Source organism: Pseudomonas frederiksbergensis (genome assembly GCF_003732705.1).
GTDB lineage: Bacteria > Pseudomonadota > Gammaproteobacteria > Pseudomonadales > Pseudomonadaceae > Aquipseudomonas > Aquipseudomonas frederiksbergensis_F.
Window position 1 is genome coordinate 1 of sequence record NZ_MOBR01000028.1, and the last position, 25,586, is coordinate 25,586.

At 59.0% G+C, this 25,586-nt stretch carries 25 protein-coding genes; 8 read left to right on the forward strand and 17 right to left on the reverse strand.

Translation table 11 applies throughout. The annotated features are described in order from the left end of the window. Positions 1-93: 93 nt before the first annotated feature. The gene (locus BK667_RS24335) at positions 94-1,035 is read right to left on the reverse strand and encodes a fatty acid desaturase (protein WP_123514203.1); all 942 of its coding nucleotides are present in this window, start codon (positions 1,033-1,035) and stop codon (positions 94-96) included. 485 nt (positions 1,036-1,520) lie between these two features. Here BK667_RS24335 and BK667_RS24340 point away from each other — a divergent pair, with 485 nt between their 5' ends. After that, positions 1,521-1,958 carry a GNAT family N-acetyltransferase gene (locus BK667_RS24340; RefSeq protein ID WP_123514201.1) on the forward strand — a complete coding sequence of 146 codons (438 nt, stop codon included), beginning with the start codon at positions 1,521-1,523 and terminating at the stop codon, positions 1,956-1,958. A gap of 61 nt (positions 1,959-2,019) precedes the next feature. Then, entirely contained in the window at positions 2,020-2,841 is an 822-nt protein-coding gene (locus tag BK667_RS24345; RefSeq protein ID WP_123599146.1) for a class I SAM-dependent methyltransferase, read from the forward strand. 138 nt (positions 2,842-2,979) lie between these two features. Here BK667_RS24345 and def read toward each other — a convergent pair whose 3' ends face one another. From def to BK667_RS24360, 3 genes are all read right to left on the reverse strand, one after another. Next, a complete protein-coding gene (gene def, locus BK667_RS24350) occupies positions 2,980-3,519 on the reverse strand; it encodes a peptide deformylase (protein ID WP_123514197.1) in 540 nt (179 codons plus the stop codon). A gap of 2 nt (positions 3,520-3,521) precedes the next feature. Then, the gene (locus BK667_RS24355; RefSeq protein ID WP_123514195.1) at positions 3,522-4,472 is read right to left on the reverse strand and encodes a YihY/virulence factor BrkB family protein; all 951 of its coding nucleotides are present in this window, start codon (positions 4,470-4,472) and stop codon (positions 3,522-3,524) included. Positions 4,473-4,647: 175 nt separating this feature from the next. Next, positions 4,648-4,839, reverse strand: coding sequence for a CsbD family protein (locus BK667_RS24360; RefSeq protein ID WP_123514193.1), 192 nt, complete (start codon positions 4,837-4,839; stop codon positions 4,648-4,650). Between the two features lie 200 nt (positions 4,840-5,039). On the opposite strand from BK667_RS24360, the gene BK667_RS24365 reads away from it, so the two are divergent. Further along, positions 5,040-5,417, forward strand: coding sequence for a hypothetical protein (locus BK667_RS24365; protein ID WP_123599147.1), 378 nt, complete (start codon positions 5,040-5,042; stop codon positions 5,415-5,417). Between the two features lie 146 nt (positions 5,418-5,563). Here BK667_RS24365 and fadD1 read toward each other — a convergent pair whose 3' ends face one another. Further along, the gene (gene fadD1, locus BK667_RS24370) at positions 5,564-7,264 is read right to left on the reverse strand and encodes a long-chain-fatty-acid--CoA ligase FadD1 (RefSeq protein ID WP_123599148.1); all 1,701 of its coding nucleotides are present in this window, start codon (positions 7,262-7,264) and stop codon (positions 5,564-5,566) included. A gap of 376 nt (positions 7,265-7,640) precedes the next feature. After that, positions 7,641-9,329, reverse strand: coding sequence for a long-chain-fatty-acid--CoA ligase FadD2 (fadD2, locus tag BK667_RS24375; protein WP_123599149.1), 1,689 nt, complete (start codon positions 9,327-9,329; stop codon positions 7,641-7,643). Between the two features lie 226 nt (positions 9,330-9,555). On the opposite strand from fadD2, the gene BK667_RS24380 reads away from it, so the two are divergent. Together BK667_RS24380 and BK667_RS24385 are read left to right on the forward strand one after the other, a co-directional pair. After that, positions 9,556-10,500, forward strand: a complete 945-nt coding sequence (locus BK667_RS24380) for an alpha/beta hydrolase (RefSeq protein ID WP_123599150.1) — start codon at positions 9,556-9,558, stop codon at positions 10,498-10,500. A gap of 43 nt (positions 10,501-10,543) precedes the next feature. After that, entirely contained in the window at positions 10,544-11,014 is a 471-nt protein-coding gene (locus BK667_RS24385; RefSeq protein ID WP_008151121.1) for a MaoC family dehydratase, read from the forward strand. Positions 11,015-11,183: 169 nt separating this feature from the next. On the opposite strand, the gene BK667_RS24390 is transcribed toward BK667_RS24385, so the two are convergent. Next, positions 11,184-11,651, reverse strand: coding sequence for a ferritin-like domain-containing protein (locus BK667_RS24390; RefSeq protein ID WP_123514183.1), 468 nt, complete (start codon positions 11,649-11,651; stop codon positions 11,184-11,186). Positions 11,652-11,854: 203 nt separating this feature from the next. On the opposite strand from BK667_RS24390, the gene BK667_RS24395 reads away from it, so the two are divergent. Then, on the forward strand, positions 11,855-12,091 hold the full coding sequence (locus BK667_RS24395; RefSeq protein ID WP_007949456.1) for a DUF3820 family protein: 237 nt from the start codon (positions 11,855-11,857) through the stop codon (positions 12,089-12,091). Positions 12,092-12,107: 16 nt separating this feature from the next. Further along, a complete protein-coding gene (locus BK667_RS24400) occupies positions 12,108-13,289 on the forward strand; it encodes an aminotransferase class V-fold PLP-dependent enzyme (RefSeq protein ID WP_123599151.1) in 1,182 nt (393 codons plus the stop codon). Positions 13,290-13,298: 9 nt separating this feature from the next. Here the strand turns inward: BK667_RS24400 and BK667_RS24405 are convergent, their stop codons facing one another. From BK667_RS24405 to zwf, 4 genes are all read right to left on the reverse strand, one after another. After that, positions 13,299-14,021 carry an intradiol ring-cleavage dioxygenase gene (locus BK667_RS24405; RefSeq protein ID WP_123599152.1) on the reverse strand — a complete coding sequence of 241 codons (723 nt, stop codon included), beginning with the start codon at positions 14,019-14,021 and terminating at the stop codon, positions 13,299-13,301. Positions 14,022-14,368: 347 nt separating this feature from the next. After that, positions 14,369-15,034 (reverse strand): bifunctional 4-hydroxy-2-oxoglutarate aldolase/2-dehydro-3-deoxy-phosphogluconate aldolase, encoded by a 666-nt coding sequence (locus BK667_RS24410; RefSeq protein WP_123407166.1) that lies wholly within the window; start codon positions 15,032-15,034, stop codon positions 14,369-14,371. Positions 15,035-15,051: 17 nt separating this feature from the next. Further along, complete coding sequence (pgl, locus tag BK667_RS24415; RefSeq protein ID WP_123599153.1) at positions 15,052-15,765, reverse strand: 6-phosphogluconolactonase; 714 nt, start codon at positions 15,763-15,765, stop codon at positions 15,052-15,054. Next, positions 15,752-17,221 (reverse strand): glucose-6-phosphate dehydrogenase, encoded by a 1,470-nt coding sequence (zwf, locus tag BK667_RS24420; RefSeq protein ID WP_123599154.1) that lies wholly within the window; start codon positions 17,219-17,221, stop codon positions 15,752-15,754. The genes pgl and zwf overlap by 14 nt, the downstream gene beginning before the upstream one ends. Positions 17,222-17,447: 226 nt before the next feature. Here zwf and BK667_RS24425 point away from each other — a divergent pair, with 226 nt between their 5' ends. Next, positions 17,448-18,308 (forward strand): MurR/RpiR family transcriptional regulator, encoded by an 861-nt coding sequence (locus BK667_RS24425; RefSeq protein ID WP_177331417.1) that lies wholly within the window; start codon positions 17,448-17,450, stop codon positions 18,306-18,308. Positions 18,309-18,567: 259 nt separating this feature from the next. Here BK667_RS24425 and BK667_RS24430 read toward each other — a convergent pair whose 3' ends face one another. The 6 genes from BK667_RS24430 to BK667_RS24455 all read right to left on the reverse strand — a co-directional run bounded on the left by BK667_RS24430 (position 18,568) and on the right by BK667_RS24455 (position 25,540). Beyond that, complete coding sequence (locus BK667_RS24430) at positions 18,568-19,422, reverse strand: D-hexose-6-phosphate mutarotase (protein ID WP_123599155.1); 855 nt, start codon at positions 19,420-19,422, stop codon at positions 18,568-18,570. A 258-nt stretch (positions 19,423-19,680) separates the two neighbouring features. Beyond that, positions 19,681-21,030, reverse strand: coding sequence for a carbohydrate porin (locus BK667_RS24435; protein WP_123514171.1), 1,350 nt, complete (start codon positions 21,028-21,030; stop codon positions 19,681-19,683). 192 nt (positions 21,031-21,222) lie between these two features. Next, positions 21,223-22,383, reverse strand: a complete 1,161-nt coding sequence (locus BK667_RS24440; protein WP_123514169.1) for an ABC transporter ATP-binding protein — start codon at positions 22,381-22,383, stop codon at positions 21,223-21,225. Positions 22,384-22,385: 2 nt separating this feature from the next. Continuing rightward, entirely contained in the window at positions 22,386-23,231 is an 846-nt protein-coding gene (locus BK667_RS24445; protein WP_054613749.1) for a carbohydrate ABC transporter permease, read from the reverse strand. Then, on the reverse strand, positions 23,224-24,132 hold the full coding sequence (locus tag BK667_RS24450) for a carbohydrate ABC transporter permease (protein ID WP_054044927.1): 909 nt from the start codon (positions 24,130-24,132) through the stop codon (positions 23,224-23,226). Before BK667_RS24450 ends, BK667_RS24445 begins: the two co-directional genes overlap by 8 nt. A 106-nt stretch (positions 24,133-24,238) precedes the next feature. Next, a complete protein-coding gene (locus BK667_RS24455; protein ID WP_123514164.1) occupies positions 24,239-25,540 on the reverse strand; it encodes an ABC transporter substrate-binding protein in 1,302 nt (433 codons plus the stop codon). Positions 25,541-25,586 lie beyond the last annotated feature (46 nt).

A 25,586-nucleotide genomic window follows, 5' to 3' on the forward strand; every position in this document is an offset into this window, starting at 1 on the left:
TTGCTCGCGAAGGCGGTGTGTCAGTCGACATCAATGGTGCCTGACATGCCGCCTTCGCGAGCAAGCCCGCTCCCACAAGGGGATCACTGTTTATCAGTGAAATGGGTGCTGCGGGCTGTCGATCGCCCTGATCCCATGCCGGCGCCACAACTGCCCGTAACCCTGCACCAAAAACCCGCCACTGCGCGCCAGCCACTGCTCACGCCGTGCACTATAAGCCTTGGGCAAGTCATACCACGGCAAACCCGGCAAGTCGTGATGCACCAGGTGCAGGTTGTTGTTCAGGAACAGCCAGCTCCACGGCCACGACGCTTCATTGAGTACGGTGCGTTGCTCGGGTTGGGCGTTGGGGCGGTGTTCATAGTAGGAGCGAATCATCGCAATCGACAGCGCCGGCACGCTGATCAGCAGCAGGTAATGCCACACCGGCAACGCGCTGTAGCGGGCGATGAATGCCAGCATCAACAGGGTGAACGTGCCGTGGGTCAGCCACATCAGCCAGGCTTGGCGATCACCCGCGCGCAGGCGTCGCAGTTCTTTGCGGGCCAGGGCCTGCAACGCCATGGGCGCGCCCACCATGACCCGCCCCAGCACGGTTTTGTTCAGCCGGTGCAGCGCCTGTTTGAACACAGAGCTGCGCTGCCAGTGCTGGGCGGTGAGGTAACGGCTTTCCGGATCGCGACCGGGAACGGTCAGGTCTTCGTCGTGGTGATGCAGCAAGTGGCTGTTGCGATAGAGGGTGTACGGAAACCACACCGCAAACGGTGCATAACCGAGGAGTTTGTTCAGCGCCAGCCAGCGGGTGGGATGGCCGTGAAGCAGTTCGTGCTGCACCGACAGCCAGAGCACCACCAACGGGATCAGCAACACCGTGCTCCACCCACGGCCCAACCGTTCACTGGCCAGGACAATGCTGAACCAGCCGACGTACACACCGATCAGCAACAACCAGGTCGGCCACTCGGTGCGAGCGGTCAGGCGTTGGCGCAGGGTTTCGATTTCTTCTCGATGGGCGGCGTCGAAGTAATGGGACATGGCTTTGCTCAGAACGGGACGTGTCCCTCTCTGTGCAATAGCGTGGGGAAATCTTGCAGATTATTTTTTGGTTTAACGATCGTTCCCACGCTCCGCGTGGGAATGCAGCCCGTGACGCTCCGCGTCGCTGGACGCGGAGCGTCCCTAGAGGCATTCCCACGCAGAGCGTGGGAACGATCAACCGCGACAACAGCATTGGGAGCGCTTCGCACTCCAACGGGGGCAAGCCCCCTCGCCACAAAAGCCCCTTGACCACGGGGCACCTCAGGTTTCAGTGACCGAACACATCCACCTTCTTGGCCTTTTTGTCCGCGCGTTTTTCATCGGCGGTTTTGGCCGGTTTTTTCTTTGCTGCTTTTTTTGAATCCATGCCTTTGGCCATGATACGTACTCCACTCATACGGGATGTGAAGTCAGGTATACACCTATCGCAGCGCTCGCGTTCTTTTATAATCGCCCGCCTAGCCAAACGACAGCTCAAGCCCATGCCAGACACCCAGTACACTTTGCTCGACGAGCCGTTATGGCCGTTGATGAACAAGTTTTACCGCGCCCACCAATCGCCGATGAAAGCCGTGCGCGAGGCGCAACTATGGGTGGCCCGGCGTGGGGAAATTGTCGCGGCACTGTGTTTGCGACCGGTCGCGGGCGGGCATTGGTTGACGGGGTTGTTTGTGGATCCGGCGTGTCGTGAACAAGGCATCGCCGCAGCGCTGATCGCCGAAGCGGTCAAAGGCCTCGACAGCCCGGTGTGGTTGTATTGCCATCCGGACTTGCGCGGATTTTACGAACGCCGCGGCTTCACATTCGACCCGCCAATGCCCTACGCAATGGTGGAGCGCTTGAGCCGTTACGCCCGCAGCAAACCGATGATTGCCATGGGCTTAGAACCGTTGGTGAGGTTGACCGACAATAATGTGTGATCGGCCGTCGATGGCTGCGTGCTAGCCTCGGGGTCGACTTCGACTTCGCCAAGGACGCTCCATGAAACCTGCCCTACTCGCTTTGACCCTGACCGCTCTGTTCGCCCCTGTTCTGGCGCAGGCCGCCGACACCAAGCCCGTCTCCGCCGAGCAATACGCCGAGGTGCTCAAGGGCTCCTGGCGCGCGCCGCAGAACGTGGTGCGCGACGTCTACCGGCATCCACAACAGAGCCTGCAATTCTTCGGCTTGCGACCGAACCAGACCGTCATCGAAATTACCCCCGGCAGCGGTTGGTACAGCGAACTGCTCGCGCCGTTGCTCAAGGATCACGGTAATTACATTGCCGCCGTGCAGGCGCCGACCGTCAGTGATTACGCGCGCAAGAACGAAGAAACCCTCAAGGCCAAATTCGCCGCCGCCCCGGCGCAATATGCCAAGGCCCAAGTGGTCGAGTTTGATCCCAAGGCCCCCGTGCTGGGCAAACCCGGTTCCGCCGACACCGTGCTGACCTTTCGCAACGTGCACAACTGGGTGCTGGCGGACACGGCGCCGTTGATGTTCGAGTCGTTCTTCAAGGTGCTGAAACCGGGCGGCGTGCTCGGCGTGGTGGATCATCGGGCCAAGGACGGAGCGTCGCTGGACGAGATCAAGCACAGCGGTTACCTGCCCACTGCCTACGTGGTGAAACTGGCGACGGATGCTGGGTTCAAGCTTGAGGAGAAAAGCGAAATCAATGCCAATCCGAAAGACACCAAGGACTACCCCGAAGGTGTCTGGACCTTGCCGCCGGCGCTGACGTTGGGGGAGAAGGACAAGGCGAAGTACGTGGCGATTGGCGAGTCGGACCGGATGACGTTGCGGTTTGTTAAACCCGCAAAGTGAAGATTTAGCAGACACCAAATATCAACTGTGGGAGCGAGCTTGCTCGCGATAGCGGTGTGACAGTCACCATCGATGTTGACTGTCAGATTGCTATCGCGAGCAAGCTCGCTCCCACAGGGGTAATGAGGTGGGTTCGGATTAGTCGTCTGCAGCAGGATCCATGTCCGGGAACATCACTTCGGTAAACCCGAACTTGCTGAAATCGGTAATCCGCGACGGGTACAACCGGCCGATCAGGTGATCGCATTCATGCTGCACCACCCGCGCATGAAACCCCGAGGCGATCCGCGTGATCGGCTGCCCCTTGGGATCAAAACCTTCATAACGAATGTGCTGGTAGCGATCCACCGCGCCGCGCAAACCCGGCACCGACAGGCAACCTTCGAAGCCCTCTTCCAGGGTCGGGCTCAACGGCGTGATCAGCGGGTTGATCAGGATCGTTTGCGGCACGGCTTCCGCGTCGGGATACCGCTCGCTGTGCTCGAAACCGAAGATCACCAGTTGCAGGTCCACGCCAATCTGCGGCGCGGCCAGGCCGACGCCGCCGACGCTTTCCATGGTCTGGAACATGTCGTCGATCAGTTGCCATAACTCGGGGCTGTCGAACATTTCAGCAGGGACTGGCGGCGCGATGCGCAGCAGGCGCTCGTCGCCCATTTTCAGGATTTCACGGATCATGTTCAGGCTTCGTCAGTGTTCGGCTTGAGCGAGTGGTCCCGTCCCAGTCCCGATACGTGGTGTTTGGTTTCGTGGTCGTGCTCGCCGGGGACCTTTTCGCCAGGGTCCTTGCCTTCGGTCGACATGTGTTCGATCACCGCGTTCATCTCCGCGCCGAGCAACAGCACCGCCGCGGAAATGTAGAAGTACAGCAACAGCACGATGATCGCGCCGATACTGCCATACATGGCGTTGTAGTTGGCGAAGGTCTTGACGTAAAACGCGAAACCCAACGAGGCGATGATCCACACCACCACCGCCAGCACCGAGCCGGGGGTGATGAAGCGAAACTCCTGCCGAACGTCGGGCATGACGTAATAGATCAACGCCACCGCCACCATCATCAGGATCACGATCACCGGCCAGCGGGCGATGGTCCACACCGTCACGATAAAGTCTTCGAGCCCGACCTGCGCCGCAATCCAGCCCATCACCTGTGGCCCGAGCACCATCAATGCAGCGGCGACGAGCAGCATGCCGGCAATGCCGATGGTGTAGAAAACCGACAGTGGGAAACGCTTCCACACCGGCCGACCTTCCACTACGTCATACGCGGCGTTCATCGCGCTCATCATCAGCCGCACGCCCGCAGACGCGGTGTACAAGGCGATGACGATACCGATCGAGAGCAAACCACCCTTGGACTGCTGCAACTGATCGATCACCGGGTTTACTTGTTCCAGGGCCTGGGGCGGTAGCACCAGTTCCGATTGCAAGCGCAGCCAGGAGAAGAAGTCCGGCAGGTGCAGGAAACCGATCAGGGCGATCAGAAACAGAATAAAGGGGAACAGTGAGAACAGCATTTGGTAAGCCAATGCCGAGGCATAGGTCGACATCTCATCATCGATGAACTCGGTGACCGTGCGCAGCATCACGCGGTGGATGGGCAGACCTTTCATGTCCGGGAAAATCATTAGCGTCTCCTTTCGCCGCAAAAGGGTTGAAGTCGTGGCGACTCAGGGGCCGTTTTCTACATCAAAGTAGCCTACTTGGCGACTTTGAAACAATTTCGTTGTTTAACCGGTGCCGCTGACACAAAAACGGCCATCCGCGGATGGCCGTTTCAGTGTGCCTTGAAGGGGCGGCACGTCAGGACTTATCGACCGCCTTCTTGACCGCGTCCTTGGCTTTACCTACCGCTTGCTGGGCTTCGCCTTTCTTTTCCTGCACTTTGCCTTCTACTTGCAGCTTAGTGTTGTCAGTGGCCTTGCCGACGCCTTGCTTGACGTTGCCGACCGCTTCGTTTGCCATGCCTTTAACTTTATCGCCAGTGCTGCTCATGGTGTTTCTCCTGTGAACAATTCAACGGGGAAAGTCGTTACACAAAGATTGACCGGAGGCTTTTGCAGGGAGTTTCATTTATTTTTGCAGCGACATTTCATCGCGGCGCAAAGGTTGGGCTTTATGTTTGCCGTGCAACCCCCGAGAATGCGCAACGTATTCAGGCCTTGGCGCTGAAGATCCAATCCCGTAGGAATGTTATGAAACTCGATAAAAAGCAGGCCATTGCCCGCAGAAACCAGGAACTCGGCGGTGCTGTGCTTGGCGTCAACAACTGCCATTTCACCGAACTGAACCGCAACCGCAACATTTGGTGGTTCGACATCCCGGTGGCACGCCTGGCCGTTGGTCAGTACGAGTGGGTACACCTGCTGATGCACACGCCGGACACCGACGAACTGCTGCACCTGAAAGTGCCGACGGTGTTCCTGCGTGAAAAGCTCGAAGGTCTGGTGGTGCGCAACGAAGGCAAGCGCAAAGCGGCCCTGAGCCTGGAACTGAGCGCCGACAAGGACTCTTTCCTGCAGGACATGCGCCCGGCGGGCACCAACGTCAACTTCGCGCCGTTTCGCCTCTAAGTCGATCGTTCCCACGCTCTGCGTGGGAATGCCTCAATGGACGCTCTGCGTCCGCAGCTGGGACGCGGAGCGTCCCGGGATGCATTCCCACGCGGAGCGTGGGAACGATCAAGGCAAAAAAAGCCCCGCATCTGCGGGGCTTTTGTTTAGGCGCCTACTTTCTTCACGCCCAGCTTCTTCAGCTCTTCATCGCGCAGTTCGCGGCGCAGGATCTTGCCGACGTTGGTGGTCGGCAGCGCATCGCGGAATTCCACGGAACGCGGGACCTTATAACCGGTGACGTTGGCGCGCATGTGCTCCATCACCTGTTCCTTGGTCAGGGTCACGCCCGGTTTGGCGACGATGAAAATCTTGATCGCCTCGCCCGACTTCTCGTCCGGCACGCCGATGGCCGCGCATTGCAGCACGCCCGGCAGGGTCGCGAGCACGTCTTCCAGTTCATTCGGGTACACGTTGAAACCGGAGACCAGAATCATGTCTTTCTTGCGATCGACAATGCGCATGTAGCCATCCGGCTGGATCACCGCGATATCACCGGTCTTCAACCAGCCTTCGCTGTCGAGCATTTCATCGGTGGCATCCTGGCGCTGCCAGTAGCCCTTCATGACTTGCGGACCTTTCACACACAGCTCACCGATTTCGCCCAGCGGCTGTTCCACGCCGGCATCGTCGATGACTTTGCACAGGGTCGACGGCACCGGAATGCCGATGGTACCGATCTGGATGTGCTGGATCGGATTGACCGTGGCCACCGGGCTGGTTTCGGTCATGCCGTAACCTTCGCAGATGGCGCAACCGGTAACCGCTTTCCAGCGCTCGGCCGCCGCCAGTTGCAGGGCCATGCCGCCGGACAGGGTGACTTTCAGCGCCGAGAAGTCCAGCTTGCGGAACGCTTCGTTGTTGCACAGCGCCACGAACAGCGTGTTCAGGCCAACGAAACCGCTGAACTTCCACTTCGACAGTTCCTTGACCATCGCCGTCAGGTCGCGCGGGTTGCTGATCAGGATGTTGTGGTTGCCGATCAGCATCATCGCCATGCAATGAAAGGTGAAGGCATAGATGTGGTACAGCGGCAGCGGCGTGATCAGGATCTCGCAACCTTCATTGAGGTTGGAACCCATCAGCGCCTTGCACTGCAACATGTTGGCGACCAGGTTGCGGTGGGTCAGCATCGCGCCCTTGGCCACGCCGGTGGTCCCGCCAGTGTATTGAAGCACCGCGACATCGCCGCTGTCCGGGTTGGCTTCCGCCACTGGCTGGCCATGGCCCTTGCTCAGCACGTCGTTGAACTTGATGGCCTTGGGCAAGTGATACGCCGGGACCATCTTCTTCACGTACTTGATGACGCTGTTGATCAGCAGGCGCTTGAGCGGCGGCAGCAGGTCGGCCACTTCGGTGACGATGACGTGCTTGACGCCGGTTTTCGGCACGACGGTCTGGGCCAGGTGAGCCATGTTGGCCAGGCACACCAAGGCTTTGGCACCGGAGTCGTTGAATTGGTGTTCCATCTCCCGCGCGGTGTACAGCGGGTTGGTGTTAACCACGATCAGCCCGGCGCGGATCGCACCGAAGACGGCTACCGGGTACTGCAACACGTTAGGCAACTGCACGGCGATTCGATCACCGGGCTGCAAGTCGGTATGCTGCTGCAGGTAAGCGGCAAAGGCACCGGACAATTCGTACAGTTCACCGTAGGTGATTGTCTTGCCCAGGTTGCTGAATGCCGGTTTGTTGGCGAAGCGTTGGCAGGACTGCTTCAACACTGCCTGAATATTCGGATACTCGTCTGGATTGATGTCGGCAGCAATCCCGGCAGGGTACTTATCCTTCCAAAAGTCTTCGATCATGGAAGCCCACTCCTCAGCAACGCGAATTCATCACCGCATTTGATGCGATTATTATTGGTGTATGTTTTTTATTGGTGAGTCTGGCTTTTATATAGGCCGAGAAGTCACAAAAGCGCGCCGAGAGTAGCAGCTTTGCCAAGGGCCGACTAGAGCCAAAAGCGGCCTCTACAGTCACTTTCATGACTCAAGAATAGCCGGCAGTCATTTTAGAGCAAAAATTCTATACAACCTTGAAAGCCCTATAAATCGGGCTTTTCAGCCCTTAAAAGCTTCGCGGGCAAGCCTCGCTCCTACGGGTATCGCGTCAATGTGAATGACGGTGAACCTGTAGGAGCGAGGCTTGCCCGCGAACGCGCGAAGCGCGGCCATTCAACGCCTACGCGATATCCCGCAACTCCCGCCGCAGAATCTTGCCCACCGGCGTCATCGGCAACGACTCGCGCAACACAATGTGCTTGGGCACTTTGTAGGCGGTGAAGTTTTCCTTGCAGTACGCCTTCAACTCTTCAAGGCTGACCCCGGATTCCCGGGCCACCACAAACAACTTCACCGCCTCCCCCGAACGCTCATCCGGCACACCGATCACCGCGCAGTTGGCGACTTTCGGGTGGGCCATCACCACGTCTTCGATTTCGTTCGGGTACACGTTGAAACCCGAGACGATGATCATGTCTTTCTTGCGATCGACGATACGCACGAATCCGTCCGGGTCGATCACCGCAATGTCGCCGGACTTGAACCAGCCCTCGGCATCCAGCACTTCGGCGGTGGCTTCGGGTTTCTGCCAGTAGCCCTTCATGATCTGCGGGCCCTTGATGCACAACTCGCCCCGCTCGCCCAGCGGCTGCTCGACGCCTTCGTCATTGATGATTTTCAGCGTGGTGCCCGGCACCGGCAGGCCGACCGTGCCGATCCGCGATTTGTCGCCATACGGGTTGGTGCAGGCCACCGGCGAGGTTTCGGTCAGGCCGTAGCCTTCAGTGATGCGGCAACCGGTGAGCTGCTCCCAGCGTTCGGCGGTGGCCTTGACCAGCGCAGTGCCGCCGGAGTTGGTGAGCTTGAGGCTGGAGAAATCCAGGGTCTTGAAGTCCGGGTGATCCATCAGCGCCACGAACAGCGTGTTGAGCCCCAGCAACGCCGAGAACCGCCAGTTCTTCAGCTCCTTGATAAAGCCTTTGATGTCCCGCGGATTGGTGATCAACACGTTGTGATTGCCGGTCACCATCATGCACATGCAGTTCGCCGTGAACGCATAGATATGGTAAATCGGCAGCGGCGCGACCATCACTTCCTGGCCTTCGCGCAGCAGCGGCTGACCGTCGTTGCCGAACTGGCCCAGACAGGCCCGGGCCTGCTGCATGTTCGCCACCAGGTTGCCGTGGGTCAGCATCGCGCCCTTGGCCAGGCCGGTGGTGCCGCCGGTGTATTGCAGCACCGCGATGTCGTCGAGGCCGACCTTCAGCGGCTTGATGCCCAGGCCCCGGCCCAGGCGCAAAGCGCTCTTGAAAGAAATTGCTTGAGGCAAGGCATAGTCCGGGACCATTTTCTTGACCTTGCTCACCATCGTGTTGACCAGCCAGCCCTTGGCGGCGGGCATCAGGTCGCCCATCTTCGCTTCGATCAAATACTGGATGTCGGTGTCGGCGAGCACTTCCTGGACCTTGGCCCCGAACATGTTCAGGTACACCAGCGCCCGGGCGCCGGAATCCTTGAACTGATGACGCATCTCCCGCGGGGTGTACAGCGGGTTGGTGTTGACCACGATCAGCCCGGCGCGCAACGCACCGAACACGGCAATCGGGTAATGCAGGACGTTGGGCATCTGCACCGCGATGCGATCCCCCGGCACCAGGTCGGTGTGGGCTTGCAGGTAACCGGCGAACGCGGCGCTGTGGCGTTCCAGTTCGGCGTAAGTCAGGGTCACGCCCATGTTGCTGAACGCCGGGCGATCCGCGAATTTCTTGCAGGAACGCTCGAACACCTCGATCACCGACTTGTAGGCCCCAAGATCAATGTCCAGGGGCACGCCGGCCGGGCGTTTGTCATTCCAGAAATCAGGTTGCATTGTTCTTGTCCTCTTTACCTGAATCTATCCCGGGCCACTTCTGTCACTTCTGAAAAGCAAACAACGAAAAGCGGAGCTTCACGGACACTAGCAGTTATGGCCAATCAGGCAAATATGGCAAACAGCGTCATAGATCGTGTGAATCTTCCTAACGTGGCGTGGCCTGATCAGACGGCAAGCAAAGGATGCGCTATACAATGCAACCACATCGTGCAAAGGAATCGCCATGATCCACGACACTTTCTGGCTGACCGCGAGTGACCACAGCCGCCTCTTCGTCAACCAGTGGCTGCCCGCCCCGCCGTTAAAAGCCGTGATCCTGCTGGCCCATGGCATGGCCGAGCACAGCGGTCGCTACGCAAGGCTTGCCGAAAAACTCTGCGAGCAAGGCTACGGCGTGTATGCACCAGACCTGCGTGGACATGGCAAAACTGCCGAAAACGGCACGCTCGGGTATTTCGCCGATGACGATGGCTGGTGCAAAGTCGTCGGCGACCTGGCCAGCCTCAATCAGCACATTGGCCAGCAACACCCTGGCGTACCGATCGTGCTGCTCGGTCACAGCATGGGCAGCTACATTGCCCAGGCCTACCTGCTGCACCACAGCGCCAGCCTGCACGGAGCGATTCTCAGTGGCTCGAATTTCCAGCCCGTGGCGCTTTATCGTGCGGCACGGCAAATCGCCCGTCTCGAACGGCTGCGTCAAGGGCCAAAGGGGCGCAGCGCGCTGATTGAGTTCCTGTCATTCGGCTCGTTCAACAAGCCCTTCAAGCCCGTGCGCACTAAATTCGACTGGCTCAGCCGCGACCCTTCAGAAGTCGATCTGTACGCCAATGACCCGCTTTGCGGCTTTCGCTGCACCAATCAACTGTGGATCGACTTGCTCGGTGGCTTGCAGCAAATCAGCAAAGCGTCCAATCTCGCCCAAGTCGATCCGGGCCTGCCCTTGCTGATAATGGGCGGCGAATGTGATCCGGTGAGCGAAGGCAAGCGTCTGAAAGATCTGGCCCACGCGTTGCGCGCGGCCGGCAGCCAGAATCTGCAATTGAATATTTACCCGCAGGCGCGCCACGAACTGTTCAACGAGAGCAACCGCGATGAAGTGACCGCCGACGTACTGAACTGGATCGCCCAGGCGCTCAGCCACCGCCGCCCGGCCAGAACCGAATAGTTTTTTTTGTGGATTTTTTTATTCGTCACAGGAATTGAGACACATGACCCAGGTTACCAATACCCCTTACGAAGCCCTTGAAGTCGGCCAGACCGCCAGTTACAGCAAGACCGTCGAAGAACGCGACATTCAGTTGTTCGCCGCGATGTCCGGGGACCATAACCCGGTGCACCTGGACGCTGAATTCGCTGCCGGCACCATGTTCAAGGAACGCATCGCCCACGGCATGTTCAGCGGCGCCTTGATCAGCGCTGCTGTCGCCTGCGAATTGCCTGGGCCGGGCACGATTTATATCGGCCAGCAAATGAGCTTCCAGAAACCGGTGAAAATTGGCGACACCCTGACCGTGCGTCTGGAAATTCTCGAGAAGCTGCCGAAGTTTCGCGTGCGCATTGCCACTCGCGTGTTCAACCAGCGTGATGAGCTGGTAGTCGATGGCGAGGCAGAGATTCTGGCACCGCGCAAGCAACAGACCGTGACCTTGCCGACGTTGCCGGCGATCAGTATTGGCTGATCTGTTGATCGTTCCCACGCTCCGCGTGGGAATGCATCCCGTGACGCTCCGCGTCACACCACAGCTGGACGCAGAGCGTCCGGGGCGGCATTCCCACGCAGAGCGTGGGAACGATCAGGCATAAAAAAACGCCAGTCAAACTGGCGTTTTTTATTACAGCGACGAACGCTTAAGAGCGAGCACGCGCCTGGTTACGCAGGGCTTTTACCTGATCGTGATTGCGTTGTACGCCGTGGTACTGACGTTCAACCAAATCACGAATGCCCACCAGGTTGTGTTTGTTGATTTTTTCCAGCGCTTCCTTGTACGCCTTCAACGCGTGGTCTTCACCGCGTTCAGCTTCGTTCAGCACGGCTTCTTCGTCCTTGCCGGTGAACATCGCCTTCACGTCCACCCAGCGACGGTGCAGATCACCGCTGACGCTGGTCGAGGTTTCCGGATCGCCGCCCAGCCTGCGAACTTCCGCTTGCAGTTCAGCAGCAGCGGTGGCGCAATCGGCAGAACGGGTCACGAACAGGGATTTCAGTTCTGGATGCTTGATGTCTTCAGCGCAAGTCTTGAACCCTTCCTGACCGTCTTTGCTGGTTTCAATCAGGTCGTTGAGTACAGAGATGGCTTCTTTATTCACGTCGGTCATTTTCAATTCCTCGCGGGTTGATGAAAGATGCAATAGCTATTGCAGCCTGCATGCCAGCTTCGAATTGAATATTTATTCCTTATTTTTCAAATAGTTAACTTTACCCCTGAAATCTGTATCCGCGTTATTTGCATGATCTGTCATTTGGCCTGCATGCAGAATGCCTGTATTTTCGAAGCTGTTTGAATCAAGACGACTGATTGATGAATCCTGAAAAACTCGAACTGCTGATTACCCGCGAAATGCCCTTCGGCAAATACAAGGGCCGCATCATCGCCGACCTGCCCGGCCAGTACCTGAACTGGTTCGCCCGGGAAGGTTTCCCCCATGGCGAACTGGGCGGTTTGCTTGCGTTGATGCAGGAAATCGACCACAACGGTTTATCCGAACTGCTCGAACCGCTGCGCGCCAAACATGGCAAACCAGCGCCCCGCCACTGAATTGACTGAGTAGCCCATGCCCGAGAACACCCGCCGTGCCCGTGATGAAGCCTTCTGGCAGACCTTTGCCGACCGTTACGCAGTCGAACCCGGCCCCATCAATCTGGAAAACGGTTATTTCGGGCGCATGTCGCGCACGGTGGTCGAGGAATATCAGCGCAATATCGAGCTGATCAATCGCAGCAACTCGGTCCATGTGCGCCAACGCTTCGAGCAGATCGAAAGCCTGGACATTCGCGCGCAACTCGCCGAGCTGATGGGCGTGCGTGCGCAATCCGTCGCCCTCACCCGCAACGCCTCGGATGGCCTGCAATCCCTGATCCGCAACTACAACCGTTTGCAGCCTGGCGATCAGGTACTGTTCTGCGATCTGGAGTACGACACGGTCAAGGGCGCCATGCGCTGGCTGGCGCGCCATCGCGGTGTGGAAGTGATCGAAATCGATCACCAGCACCCCGCCACTTTCGACAGTTTGCTGGCCACCTACCGCGAAGCCTTTGTGCGTTATCCACGCCTCAAGCTAATGGCCCTGACCCACGTCACCCACCGCTCCGGCCTGGTGATGCCGGTGCAGGCGATTGCCTCGCTCGCCAAGGAGCACGGTGTCGATGTGATCCTCGACGGCGCCCATGCCCTGGGCCAGATCGATTTCAATCTGGACACGCTGGGCATTGCCTTCGCCGGTTACAACCTGCACAAATGGATCGGCGCCCCGCTGACCCTGGGGTTCATTTACATCGCCCCCCAACGCCTGGCCGACATCGACCCGGACATGGGCGAGATGCATTTTCCGATCAACGACATCCGCTCACGCACGTCCTATAGCACACCGAACATTCCGGCGCTGATGACCCTGCCACTGGTGTTCGAGGAACATCAGGCCATGGGCGGTTCCGCCACCAAGGGCGCACGGCTCGGTTATCTGCGTAACCGCTGGGTCAACGCCGTGCGTGACTTGCCGGGCATCGAAGTCATGACCCCGGACGATCCTCGACTGTGTTGCGGCATCACCTCGATGCGCTTTACCCGCCATGCCGATCAGCAAGTGATGGTCGAGCGCCTGCTCAACGACTACAACCTGTTCACCGTGGCCCGCAGCGGTGCGGCTTTCGGACCGTGCATCCGCATCACGCCGGGGCTGACCACCACCGCAGCAGACATGGACCTGCTGGCCCAGGCACTCACCGAATTGCGCTGAAACCGGCGCTCACACCGTGTACTTGTCGAAGTCCTCGGGCTTGATCTGGGTCGACACCGCAAAGGTGTCGATGCCAATGGTCATGTACCCGAAAAAACCGTCATCCGTGGTGTCGCGACCGATGCTGTGAACCGTCAGGGTCGAGGCTTCACCGCCCATGGTTTCGTAGTAATGGTCTTGAACATTGCTCAGTGGCGGCACGCTGCGGCCCTTGTATTCCCTGGCGTTCAGCACCGACCTGGAAGCGACTTCGGGGAAATACAGCTGACCGACCCAGGCGACATGCCGCTCTTCCAGATAGTTGTTGCCGCCGGCGATTCGAACGGCCACGTGGATATGCAGCGCACGCCCGGCATAAAACCCCGGATAGATCGTGGTAAACCGCACGACGCCCTTGTTGTCGCTGAATTGCCCGCCGCGCAAGTAGGTGTCGTCATCGGTGCGTGCAATCGCGCCAATATGACTGACATCGACTTCAACATCCGGATTGACCCGGCTCCAGCCCGAATACGCGCCCCGGGCATTGCAATGCCAGATATCTACCAGTGCGCCGCTTACCGGCTCGCCGGTCATGGCATCGACGATCACCAGCCGCAACACCAGGGGAATGCCATCCTGGCCTTCGCTGATGTTTCTTCGGATGAGTTTCGGGTTGCGGAAATAGGGGCCGGCGATCTGCTCCGGGGAGAGCAGGCAGACGGGTTCGCGGGGAGTAGCAGAGGTGTAATCCATAAGGTTCTCTCTTCCATAAGATGCTTCAAGGATAGAGAGAGATGCCGGGCGGGATGCAGTAACTATGTATCGGCAAATGTTTTTTGTAGGAGCGAAGCTGCTCGCGAAGACGGTCTTGAATTCAACAGGTGTGTTGAATGTGATGACGCCTTCGCTGTAGGAGCAAAGCTTGCTCGCGATGAACGATAACGCGGTTAACCGTTGCACCGCGGTGATGCCATCGCGAGCAAGCTTTGCTCCTACAGGGGCATTGTTTGCAGACAAAAAAAAACGGTGCACCGACCAAGCGCACCGTAAAGCCGTAGAACACACAACGAAGTGTCAGGTAACAATCAAATCCAGCAGCATCAGTCCAGCAGCGCCAAGGCCTCGGCGGTGCATTCCTGAATGCGGGCCCAGTCGCCGTTCTTGATCCACTCCGGATCAAGCATCCAGCTACCGCCCACGCACATCACGTTTTTCAACGCCATGTAGCTCTTGATATTGGCCGGGCTCACGCCGCCAGTCGGGCAGAATTTTACTTCGCCGAAGGGACCGCCCAAGGCCTTGATGGCCGCGACGCCGCCGCTGACTTCCGCCGGGAACAGCTTGAAGCGGCGGTAGCCCAGACCATAGCCTTCCATGATGCCGGAGGCGTTGCTGATGCCGGGCAACAGCGGGATCGGGCTGTCGACACTGGCTTCGAGCAGGTCACGGGTAATGCCCGGGGTGACGATGAACTGCGAACCGGCCCTTTCGGCGGCCGCCAGCATGGTGCGATCCAGCACAGTGCCGGCACCGGTCACCAGTTCCGGACGCTGCTCGCGCAGGATCTGGATGGCTTTAAGGCCGAACTGCGAACGCAGGGTCACTTCCAGGGCTGTCAGGCCACCGGCGGCCAGGGCGTCGGCCAGTGGCAGGACGTCCTGTTCGCGAGCGATGGTGATCACCGGCAAAATCCGCGCCTTGGCGCAGAGGCTGTCGATCAGGGCAACTTTGTCCGCCATGGAAACGGTCGGGGATGTGTTGGTCATAGCGGCTGATCCTTGGCTCATGGGCACCAGTAAATCTCTAACGTAGGTTGCAGAAACGCGCGAATCGGCATGGCGGCGACATCGTCACCGGCCAATGCGGCACTCAAAGTGGTCAATTTGGACTGACCGGAAATCGATAGAACGGTGGTCTTGGCCGACGCCAGCAGCGCACGACTCATGGTCAGGCGCTGGTGCGGCACGGTCGGCGCCAGCATTGGATAGCAACGGCGCGTGCCGTCGACTTTCAAGGCGTCGGCCAGGTTCGGGCTGTTGGGGAACAGCGAGGCGGTGTGACCGTCGTCGCCCATGCCCAAAATCAGCACGTCGATCGGCGGCAATTCCGCGAGCAAGCGATCCGCCTGCTCGGCCGCCAGCTCAAGATTGGCGGTGGCGCTATAAAGGCTCAAAAACTGCGCCTTGGCCGCCGGGCCTTGCAGCAGGTAACGCTTGAGCAGGCCGGCATTGCTGTCGGCGTGTTCCACCGGTACCCAGCGCTCGTCGGCCAGCGTTACGACAACCTTGGACCAGTCCAGCGTCTGCTTGGCCAAGTGCTGGAAGAACGCCACCGGGCTGCGACCACCGGAAACCACCAGGGTTGCCGTGCCGCGCGCATCAATGGCCTCGCTCAGTTGCTTGGCCACATTCAGCGCCAAGCCTTCGGCCAATAGCACCGGGCTCTTGAACTCATGGGCATTCACGCCCTGAGGCAGTTTCAATTTAGATATCGCCATACCACGACCTCCCGTCCCGCGTGATCAGTGCAATGGAGCTCATTGGTCCCCAGGACCCGGCCGCGTACGGCTTGGGCGCATCACCGGATTTTTTCCACCCGGCGATCAACTGGTCACACCACTTCCACGCGGCTTCGATTTCATCTTTACGGACAAACAGGTTCTGATTGCCGCGCATTACTTCCAGCAACAACCGCTCGTAGGCATCGGGAATCCGTGCGCTGCGATAAGTGTCGGAAAAATTCAGCTGCAACGGACCGCTGCGCAGCTGCATGCCCTTGTCCAGGCCTTGTTCTTTGGTCATCACACGCAGGGAGATGCCTTCGTCAGGTTGCAGGCGGATAATCAGCTTGTTGCTGATTTGCAGGCGCTGCTCCGGCGCGAAGATGTAGTGCGAAGGTTCCTTGAAGTGAATGACGATCTGCGACAGCTTCTGCGGCATGCGCTTGCCGGTTCGCAAGTAGAACGGCACGCCGGCCCAACGCCAGTTGCGGATATCGGCACGCAGGGCGACGAAGGTTTCGGTGTCGCTCTGGGTATTGGAATTCGGTTCTTCCAGGTAACCCGGCACCGGTTTGCCTTCGCTGTAGCCGGCGATGTACTGGCCGCGCACCACTTGAGTAGTCAGGCCTTCCGGGCTGATCGGCGCCAGGGCCTTGAGCACTTTGACTTTCTCGTCACGGATGCTGTCGGCGGAGAGATCGGCCGGCGGGTCCATGGCGATCAGGCAGAGCAGTTGCAGCAGGTGATTCTGAATCATGTCCCGCAGCTGGCCGGCCTTGTCGAAGTAACCCCAGCGGCCTTCGATCCCGACCTTCTCGGCCACGGTGATTTCCACGTGGGAAATGTAATTCTGGTTCCACTGGGTTTCGAACAGGCTGTTGGCGAAACGCAGGGCGATCAGGTTCTGGACGGTTTCTTTGCCCAGGTAGTGGTCGATGCGGTAGGTGCGGTTCTCCGGGAAGAACTGCGCCACGGCGTCGTTGACCTTGCGTGAGGATTCCAGGTCCGAACCGATGGGTTTTTCCAGCACCACGCGGGTGTTTTCGGCCAGGCCAACCTTCGACAGGTTCTCGCAGATCGCGCCGTAAACGGCGGCCGGTGTGGCGAAATAGGCAATCACGCGCTGGGCGCTGCCGGCCTGTTCGGCCAGGGCGACGTAGTCTTCAGACTTGAGGAAGTCGACGTGCAGGTAGCTCAACCGAGCGAGGAAGCGTTCGACCACAGCTTCGTCCAGCTCTTTGGCATCGACGTAGCGGCGCAGCTCCGAGGCGATGAACGCCAGGTGTTGCTGCTCGCTGCCGGGTTCACGGGCCAGCGCGATGATGCGCGAGTCCTCGTGCAACAGGCCGGCGCCGTCCAGTTGATAGAGGGCAGGAAACAGCTTGCGCAAGGCCAGGTCGCCGAGGGCGCCGAACAAGGCAAAGGTGCACGGTTCAACCGTAATCGAAGGCATGATGTTTGTTCTTTTATCAAGTTAAGCTACAAATACCTTTTTTCAAGGCATCACTCAAGGGAAAATGTAGTAATAACCACAACATTTTCGCAAAATACAGATTCCGAGTGGTGGTCGGTCGGAGCCATCAGTAGGATAGGCCACCGTTACGGGCCGCATCAAAGGCCCTTTTTGCATAGCAGAGCGCATCTTTGCGCTGCTGACTCAAGGAACATCTATGGACCGCGTGCGAAATTTACTGGAACAAATCCAGAATCGCCTTGAAGACCTGAACAAGGCCGAACGCAAAGTCGCCGAAGTGATCCTGCTCAATCCACAGCAGGCCACCCGGTTCAGCATCGCCGCCCTCGCCCAGGCCTCCAAGGTCAGCGAGCCGACGGTCAACCGTTTTTGCCGTTCATTCGGCGTCAGCGGCTACCCAGAACTCAAACTGCAATTGGCCCAGAGCCTGGCCAGTGGCGCGGCGTACGTCAGCCGTGCGGTCGAGGCTGATGACAATCCTGAAGCCTACACCCAGAAGATCTTCGGCAGTGCCATCGCGTCCCTGGACAGCGCCTGCCAGGCGTTGGACCCGAACCTGATCAGCCGCGCCGTCGACCTGTTGATCCAGGCCCGGCAGATCCACTTCTTCGGCCTCGGCGCTTCGGCCCCGGTGGCGCTGGATGCGCAGCACAAGTTCTTCCGTTTCAACCTCGCCGTCACCGCCCATGCCGATGTGCTGATGCAGCGCATGATTGCGTCGGTGGCCCACACCGGCGAGTTGTTTGTGATCATTTCCTACACCGGCCGCACCCGCGAACTGGTGGAAGTGGCGCGCATCGCCCGGGAGAACGGCGCTTCGGTGCTGGGCTTGACCGCGGAAGGTTCGCCATTGGCCAAGGCCAGTACTTTGAGCCTGAACATTCCGTTGCCGGAAGACACCGACATCTATATGCCGATGACCTCACGGATTATTCAACTGACCGTGCTGGACGTATTGGCGACGGGCATGACCTTGCGCCGCGGGGTGGATTTCCAGCCGCATTTGCGCAAGATCAAAGAGAGCTTGAATGCGAGCCGGTATCCGGTGGGTGACGAGTTTAATTAACCCGTAGCGATCGTTCCCACGCTCTGCGTGGGAATGCAGCCCGTGACGCTCCGCGTCACTGGACGCGGAGCGTCTCTTGAGGCATTCCCACGCGGAGCGTGGGAACGATCAATAGCTTCATCGGCTGTTCCGGCCTCTTCGCGGGCAAGCCTCGCTCCTACAGGTTTTTGGTTCGTCGCCAATATCGCGCCCACCATCACCCCCTGTAGGAGCGAGGCTTGCCCGCGAAGGCGTCAGCCGCAACACCGCAGGACCTGAGCTAAACCCCAACCCTTGCCTGCAAACTCAAATGCGCCTTCTCCCCCGGCGCCAGGCTCAGGCTGTCGGTGCCACCGCTCGCCGCTTCCACGCAGACAAACTCCAACACCTCGTTCCAGCTCACTCCCAGCAAAGGCCTTGAACCCGGATGCCAAACCACCGTGTCGGCATCGTCACCGGTGTCGATGCACAATTCCCGCTGCCAGGCGTGATCCTTGAGCTGCAATTCGCCGTCGTGCTGGAACACCCGCTGACAGCCGCCATCGACCCGCAACTCGCCTTCCTGCTGACACACCTGCCGACTCAACTGATCATAACCGTGCGCCCCGTCGAGCCCAGACAGCGCTATCTCACTCACATCACCAATACGCCAGTAGGCGTGCAACGCTTGGCTCAATTGGCAGGGCAAGGTGTCTTGATGCTCGGTGCTCAGGCGCAGGTCCATGCGTTCACCCAGATGGGCGTGCAGGTCAACGGTCCAGTCGCACAGCTGAAGTTGCCAGTGCAAACGTACGCCGTCGTCGTCAGTGCTGCTGTCCAGCAACTTCCAGTCCAGCAGTCGCGCCCAGCCATGGGATGGCCAGGCATTTTCGCTCGGATGACGGCCAAACCACGGCCAGCACACCGGCACGCCGCCACGAATGGCGCCCACGTGCGGCCACTTCGCCGCGCACCACAACCAGGGCTTCTGCCCTGTTGGCTGAAAGTGCAACAACTGCGCGCCCTGGCGACTGAACACCGCCTGGCACAGCGGATGATCGATCACCAGCACGTCGCGCATCTGATAGCGCTCCCACGCAAACACCGGACGTTCGCGCAAGGATTTGAAGAAGCGTTGTAGCGGATGCTCATGCATGTGCCGCGGTCCTGAAAATCATCAGTGCACTCATACTTTTGCGCCCAGTTAACCACTGTGGCGAGGGGGCTTGCCCCCGTTCGGCTGCGAAGCAGTCGTGAAACTATGGTATGCGGTGTAACTGATACACCACGATTGCAAGTTATGGGGCCGCTTCGCGACCCGACGGGGGCAAGCCCCCTCGCCACACAAAAAAAAGCGGATAGCCTTGGCCATCCGCAAATATGCGCACATAGAGAGGAGCTTATCGCAACAACGTTAGAACACCGACTGAATTTTCAGACCGGCCACCAGCGCGTTGTCGACTTCATCCACACCGCCCGGGTGAGTGATGTATTGCAGGTTAGGACGCACGGTCAGCCAGTTGGTAACGTGGAAGCCGTAGTTGATTTCGTAGTTGTACTCGGTGCTGCGCAGTGGTGCGAACAGCGGATCCTGGTAGTCGCTGACGCCATTGGAAGCGTTGAGCAGTTCGGCGTTTTTCTTCACGTCATCGTTGACATGGATACGGGCGGCGCCGATGCCGACGTCATCTTTCGGACGTGCATCAAACGGGCCTTTGTACACAAACATCAGCGACTGATAGTTGTCGACGACGTTGGTGTCCTTGTCGTGGAAAGTGGCGTTAGCCGCGACGTTCAGACCACGGGAAGCGTCACCGTTGTGGGTGGTGAGTTGTTGCTGCGCAACGAACCAGTAGCCATGTTTGCTGCTGTGGCTGCGGAAAGCGTTACCGCTGGTGGCAGCGTCATCACCGTTGACGTCTTCGCGGACGTCATCAGCCTTGGCCGTGCTTTTGTAGTAACCGACACGGTATTCGCCCGGCAGGTTGTTCGGGTTAGGCAGCCAGACCAGTTCAACCGGAATGACGGTACCCGCCGTACCACTGCCGCTGAGCTTGAAGCCGTTACCGTGCTCCAGTTGCGACGGGTTCTGGTTGTACGCACCAATCTGCGCGTAGAACTCAGGCGAGATGTTGTACTTCACGCGAATCGCGGCCTGGCTGATTGGCCAGTTGTACCAGATGTTGGTGGCCCAGTTACCCACTTGGGAACCGCAGAACGCCAGGTTCTGGAACTCGCAAGGGAAGGTGTTGAAGTCTTCGCCTTCGCCGAAGTAACCGGCCTTGACGTCCAGTTTGCCGTCGAGGAACTGGTGTTTGATCCACAACTGAGTCAAACGAACCATGTGACCACGACCGTAGACTTCTTGCGAAGAACTCAAAGTGCCGGCACGCGGGTCGCCAACACGGTCATTGGAGATGTTTTCACCGTTACGGTTGGTGAACTGGATCTTGGCCTGGGTGTTATCCCAGCCCCACAGCTTTTGCAGGTCCAGTGCCACGCCCAGGCCGAACTGGTCGGCGTAACGTGCAGTCTTGTCGTTGTTGTAGCCGCCGTGAAGGTTACCGCCCACTTCACCGACGTAGTCCATCTTGATGTCGATACCCTGCTCGATCAGCTTGGTCCGCTCACCGCCCCAATCCCCGGTCATCCACTGGGAATCAGCGCTGAACGCGTCAGCCGCATGAACGCTACCGACCAGGGTCATCGCCGCCGCAACAGCTGACAATTGGCAGATAAGCTGAACGTTGTTCTTCTTCTTCATCCCTACATCCTCGTTTTATTGTTATTAACTGTTTTTATCTAACGCGGTTTACATCGATTGCGATGAATGTCCCCATTCGCCGCACATTTTTCCCTGTGGGAGCGAGCCTGCTCGCGAAGGCGGCGTATCAGTCGACATCAATGTTGAATGTCAGACCGCTTTCGCGAGCAGGCTCGCTCCCACATTGATTTCTTATCGACCCTTGAACTGGGCGACGTTGGCGCCATGCGCTTCGGCTTTCGGCACACCGGCAACCCCCAAACGCTCCCCGGTCTTGGCATCGAACAACAGCACTTTCGACGGATCGAATTGCAGGGTCAGGGTTTCGCCCACGCCCGGCGCAACGTCCGGCGCCAGGCGGCAGCAGACTTTGGTTTCATTCAGGTTGACGAATACCAGGGTGTCGGGCCCGGTCGGCTCGGTGACCTGGACTTCGGCGCGGATGGTCGGCAAACCATTCGGCTCGCCGTTCGCCAGCACGATCTGCTCCGGACGCAGGCCGAGGATCACTTCGCGATCTTCGAGCCCTGCGTCCTGCATGCCCATTGGCAATTCGCAGCGGGCCTGGCCGCTGTCGAGCAGCGCCACCAGACGACCGTCCTTGCGCTGCAAGCGCAGCGGGATGAAGTTCATCGGCGGCGAACCGATGAAGCTCGCCACGAACAGGTTGGCCGGGTTGTTGTAGATGTCTTTCGGCGTACCGAATTGCTGAATGATCCCGTCCTTCATCACCGCCACTTTGTCGCCCAGGGTCATCGCTTCGATCTGGTCGTGGGTCACGTAGACCGTGGTGGTTTTCAGGCGCTGGTGCATCAGTTTCATTTCGGTGCGCATCTCGACCCGCAGCTTGGCGTCGAGGTTGGACAGCGGTTCGTCGAACAGATAAATCTTCGGCCGCCGCGCCAGCGCACGACCCATGGCCACACGCTGTTGCTGACCACCGGAGAGCTGGCCGGGTTTGCGATTGAGCAGGTGTTCGATCTGCAGCAACTTGGCCACTCGCGCCACTTCCGCTTCGATGTCGGCGGGGGGCATTTTGCGGATCTTCAAGCCGAAGGCGATGTTCTCGCGCACGCTCATGGTCGGGTACAGCGCGTAGGACTGGAACACCATGGCGATGTCGCGATCTTTCGGGCTCATGCCGCTGACGTCCTGATCACCGATCATGATCGCGCCGCCGGAGATGGTTTCCAGGCCGGCGATGCAGTTCATGAGGGTGGACTTGCCGCAACCCGAAGGTCCGACCAGGATCAGGAACTCACCGGCCTTGATCGACAGATCAATGTTCTTGAGGGTGTCCGGCAGGCCGGGGCCATAAGTCTTGTTTACATTGCGAAGTTCGAGCGTAGCCATGATTACCCCTTGACTGCGCCGGCCGTCAGCCCGCGCACGAAATACTTGCCTGCGACCACATAGACCAGCAGGGTCGGCAGCCCGGCGATCATCGCCGCCGCCATATCAACGTTGTATTCCTTGGCCCCGGTACTGGTGTTGACCAAGTTGTTCAACGCCACTGTGATGGGTTGCGAATCACCGCTGGAGAACACCACGCCGAACAGGAAGTCGTTCCAGATCTGGGTGAACTGCCAGATCAGGCAGACCATGATGATCGGGGTGGACATCGGCAGGATGATCAAGCGGAAGATGGTGAAGAAACCCGCGCCATCGAGCCGCGCCGCCTTCACCAGCGCATCCGGCACGCTGACGTAGTAGTTACGAAAGAACAGCGTGGTGAACGCCAGGCCGTAGACCACGTGCACGAACACCAGGCCGGTGGTGGTGCTCGCCAGGCCCATTTTGCCGAGGGTGAACGAGGCCGGCAGCAGCACGGTCTGGAACGGCAGGAAGCAACCGAACAGCAGCAAACCGAAGAACAACTGCGAACCACGGAAGCGCCACATCGACAGCACGTAACCGTTCAACGCACCGATGGCAGTGGAAATCAAAACCGCCGGAACGGTGATCTTGATCGAGTTCCAGAAGTACCCGTCAACCGTGCCCCAGGCCTTGACCCAACCAATGCCGCTGACCACGGTCGGCCAGCTCAGCAGGTTGCCGGAGTTGATGTCTTCCGGGGTCTTGAAGCTGGTCAACAGCATGACCACCAGCGGGATCAGGTAAAGGAATACGGCCAGGATCAGCACGCCGTAAATCGCGATGCGACTCAGGCTGATGGCCGGTTTGGCAGCGAAACTAGTCATGGCGCTTGGTCCTCAGCTCGGAGTACAGGTAAGGCACGATGATTGCGAGAATCGCACCGAGCATCAGAATCGCACTGGCCGAGCCCATGCCCATCTGGCCGCGGCTGAAGGTGAAGGAATACATGAACATCGCAGGCAGATCGGAGGAGTAACCCGGGCCACCGGCGGTCATGGCCGCGACAAGGTCGAAGCTCTTGATCGCGATGTGAGCGAGGATCATCACGGCGCTGAAGAACACCGGACGCAGGCTCGGCAACACCACTTTGAGGTAGATGCGCGGCATGCTCGCGCCGTCGATCTGGGCGGCACGGATGATCGATTGATCAACCCCACGCAAACCGGCGAGGAACATCGCCATGATAAAACCCGAGGCTTGCCAGACTGCAGCGATCACCAGGCAGTACACCACGCGATCCGGGTCGATCAGCCAGTCCAGGCGGAAGCCTTCCCAACCCCAGTCACGCAACAATTTGTCCAGGCCCATGCCCGGGTTGAGCAGCCATTTCCACGCGGTACCGGTAACGATCATCGAGAGCGCCATCGGGTACAGGTAAATGGTGCGAATGAAACCTTCGCGGCGAATACGCTGGTCGAGAAACACCGCCAGCAGCACACCGATCACCAGGGTGATGCCGATGAACATGCCGCCGAACACCGCCAGGTTTTTGCTCGCTACCCACCAACGGTCGTTGTCGAACAGCCGCTGGTATTGCGCCAGGCCGGCCCATTTGTAGGTCGGCAGGAAGGTCGATGTGGTGAACGACAGGACGAACGTCCACAGGATATAGCCATAGAAGCCCACCAGGACGATGAACATGCTGGGCGCCAGCACCAGTTTTGGGAGCCAGCGCTGCAGTGCATCGAACGGCGAGGCCTTGCTGAACACAGCAACAGAACTCATGGGAAGATCCAGTACGGGAAGAAAAGTTGAAGGCAGTTATGAGCTGCAAGCTGCAAGACAAGCAGACATCACTTGCAGCTTGTAGCTCGCAGCTTGCCGCTGATACCTACTTGGCAGACTTGACCGCCGCGCCGAGTTTTTTGGCAGCATCGGCCGGATCGGCTTTCGGATCGTTGATGAAGTTGGTCACGACATCGAAGAACGCGCCTTGTACCGCCAGCGTGGTCGCCATGTTGTGCGCCATGCTCGGCTGCAGGCCGCCGGACTTGGCGTCTGCCAGGAAGTCCTTGGCCGCGGTCTGGGCGCAGGAGTCGAAGCCGAGCTTGTCCATTTCGTGGAGCATGTCGTTTCGAACCGGGATCGAGCCTTTGTTGATGCTGAAGACTTTCTGGAAGTTCTCACCCAGAACGACCTTGGCAATGTCCTGCTGGGCAGCGGAAGTGCCTTTGTCTTTCTGCTTGAACACCGCCAGGGAGTCGATGTTGTAGGTGAAGGCCTTGTCGGTGCCCGGGAAGGCTACGCACTCGTAGTCCTTGCCGGCGACTTTCTTGGCCGCGGTCCATTCGCTCTTGGCCCAGTCACCCATGATCTGCATGCCGGCCTTGCCGTTGATGACCTTGGCCGCTTCCAGGTTCCAGTCCTGGCCTTTACCGTCGACGTCCATGTAGGTCGCGACTTTCTTCAGCTCGGTCAGCGACTTGACCATTTCAGGACCGGTCAGCGCAGCGTTGTCCAGGTCGACCAGGGCTTTCTTGTAGCCGTCAGCCCCCATGACCGAAAGAACCACCGCTTCGAACACGGTGCTGTCCTGCCAAGGCTGGCCGCCGTGGGCAAGGGCAATAAAGCCCGCTTTCTTGAGTTTGTCGCCAGCGGCGTAGAATTCTTCGAGGGTGGTCGGGGCTTTTTCGATCCCGGCTTTCTTGAAGACTTCCGGGTTGATCCACAGCCAGTTCACACGGTGAATGTTCACCGGTACGGCCACGTAATCACCGTCGTACTTCACGGTATCGGAGACTTTCTTGTCGAGCAGGCTGTCCCACTTCTCGGATTTGGCAGTCTCTTTCAAGACGTCGGTGTCGAGTAGACCGGTGGACGCCCATTCCTGGATGTCCGGACCTTTGATTTGCGCAACCCCTGGCGGGTTACCGGCAACGGCGCGGCTCTTGAGCACGGTCATGGCGGTCGCACCGCCACCACCGGCGACAGCGCCGTCCTTCCAGGTGAAACCGTCTTTTTCAACTTGGGCCTTGAGCACATCAACGGCAGCTTTTTCGCCACCGGATGTCCACCAGTGAACGACTTCTACCGAACCTTTGGCATCGGCGGCAAGCGCACTGAGAGGGAATGCAGAGATAGGAAGCAATGAGGCAAGAGAAATGACAGTAGCGAGGCGAGAAATCGCATTCATCTAGAATTACCTTTCTTGTTGTTATGCATGCAAGTCTGGTGCTTGC

Excerpts from the sequence above, each read along its gene's own strand:
- def (WP_123514197.1), bottom strand. The coding sequence starts at position 3,519 with ATGATCCGTGAAATCCTGAAAATGGGCGACGAGCGCCTGCTGCGCATC.
- pgl (WP_123599153.1), bottom strand. The coding sequence starts at position 15,765 with ATGGCGATATCTAAATTGAAACTGCCTCAGGGCGTGAATGCCCATGAG.
- BK667_RS24435 (WP_123514171.1), bottom strand. The coding sequence starts at position 21,030 with ATGAAGAAGAAGAACAACGTTCAGCTTATCTGCCAATTGTCAGCTGTT.
- fadD2 (WP_123599149.1), bottom strand. The coding sequence starts at position 9,329 with ATGCAACCTGATTTCTGGAATGACAAACGCCCGGCCGGCGTGCCCCTG.
- BK667_RS24365 (WP_123599147.1), top strand. The coding sequence starts at position 5,040 with ATGAAACTCGATAAAAAGCAGGCCATTGCCCGCAGAAACCAGGAACTC.
- BK667_RS24410 (WP_123407166.1), bottom strand. The coding sequence starts at position 15,034 with ATGACCAACACATCCCCGACCGTTTCCATGGCGGACAAAGTTGCCCTG.
- BK667_RS24335 (WP_123514203.1), bottom strand. The coding sequence starts at position 1,035 with ATGTCCCATTACTTCGACGCCGCCCATCGAGAAGAAATCGAAACCCTG.
- BK667_RS24380 (WP_123599150.1), top strand. The coding sequence starts at position 9,556 with ATGATCCACGACACTTTCTGGCTGACCGCGAGTGACCACAGCCGCCTC.
- BK667_RS24405 (WP_123599152.1), bottom strand. The coding sequence starts at position 14,021 with ATGGATTACACCTCTGCTACTCCCCGCGAACCCGTCTGCCTGCTCTCC.
- BK667_RS24345 (WP_123599146.1), top strand. The coding sequence starts at position 2,020 with ATGAAACCTGCCCTACTCGCTTTGACCCTGACCGCTCTGTTCGCCCCT.
- BK667_RS24445 (WP_054613749.1), bottom strand. The coding sequence starts at position 23,231 with ATGACTAGTTTCGCTGCCAAACCGGCCATCAGCCTGAGTCGCATCGCG.
- BK667_RS24340 (WP_123514201.1), top strand. The coding sequence starts at position 1,521 with ATGCCAGACACCCAGTACACTTTGCTCGACGAGCCGTTATGGCCGTTG.
- BK667_RS24360 (WP_123514193.1), bottom strand. The coding sequence starts at position 4,839 with ATGAGCAGCACTGGCGATAAAGTTAAAGGCATGGCAAACGAAGCGGTC.
- BK667_RS24430 (WP_123599155.1), bottom strand. The coding sequence starts at position 19,422 with ATGCATGAGCATCCGCTACAACGCTTCTTCAAATCCTTGCGCGAACGT.
- BK667_RS24455 (WP_123514164.1), bottom strand. The coding sequence starts at position 25,540 with ATGAATGCGATTTCTCGCCTCGCTACTGTCATTTCTCTTGCCTCATTG.
- fadD1 (WP_123599148.1), bottom strand. The coding sequence starts at position 7,264 with ATGATCGAAGACTTTTGGAAGGATAAGTACCCTGCCGGGATTGCTGCC.
- BK667_RS24440 (WP_123514169.1), bottom strand. The coding sequence starts at position 22,383 with ATGGCTACGCTCGAACTTCGCAATGTAAACAAGACTTATGGCCCCGGC.
- BK667_RS24390 (WP_123514183.1), bottom strand. The coding sequence starts at position 11,651 with ATGACCGACGTGAATAAAGAAGCCATCTCTGTACTCAACGACCTGATT.
- BK667_RS24355 (WP_123514195.1), bottom strand. The coding sequence starts at position 4,472 with ATGATTTTCCCGGACATGAAAGGTCTGCCCATCCACCGCGTGATGCTG.
- BK667_RS24395 (WP_007949456.1), top strand. The coding sequence starts at position 11,855 with ATGAATCCTGAAAAACTCGAACTGCTGATTACCCGCGAAATGCCCTTC.
- BK667_RS24400 (WP_123599151.1), top strand. The coding sequence starts at position 12,108 with ATGCCCGAGAACACCCGCCGTGCCCGTGATGAAGCCTTCTGGCAGACC.
- BK667_RS24450 (WP_054044927.1), bottom strand. The coding sequence starts at position 24,132 with ATGAGTTCTGTTGCTGTGTTCAGCAAGGCCTCGCCGTTCGATGCACTG.
- zwf (WP_123599154.1), bottom strand. The coding sequence starts at position 17,221 with ATGCCTTCGATTACGGTTGAACCGTGCACCTTTGCCTTGTTCGGCGCC.
- BK667_RS24385 (WP_008151121.1), top strand. The coding sequence starts at position 10,544 with ATGACCCAGGTTACCAATACCCCTTACGAAGCCCTTGAAGTCGGCCAG.